The 253-nt window shown below is 66.0% G+C and carries 1 protein-coding gene; it reads right to left on the bottom strand.

The window, feature by feature from the left end; translation table 11 throughout:
- On the bottom strand, positions 1 to 253 hold a 253-nt coding region (locus E0702_RS17990), incomplete at both ends, for a proton-conducting transporter transmembrane domain-containing protein (RefSeq protein WP_306766945.1).

The raw sequence follows: 253 nt of genomic DNA, 5'->3' as shown, positions 1-253 counted from the left end.
GCCAGGGCTGCCAGCGCCACCCACCAGTCGCGCGCCTCCAGGCTCGCCTGCACGATGATGAACTTCGCCCAGAAACCCGAGAGCGGCGGGATGCCCGCGAGGCTGAGCGCGGGGATCAGGAACAGGATGGCCAGCAGGGGCGAGGCCTTCAGCAACCCGCCGATCTTGTCGAGCTCCTCCGACCCGGCCTTCAGCTTGATCAGGCCCGCCACGAAGAACAGGTTCGCCTTCACGATGATATGGTGGAACAGGA

This window comes from Halomonas marinisediminis (assembly GCF_004347715.1).
Lineage (GTDB): Bacteria > Pseudomonadota > Gammaproteobacteria > Pseudomonadales > Halomonadaceae > Halomonas > Halomonas icarae.
This window is presented reverse-complemented; position numbering and strand designations above follow the sequence as displayed.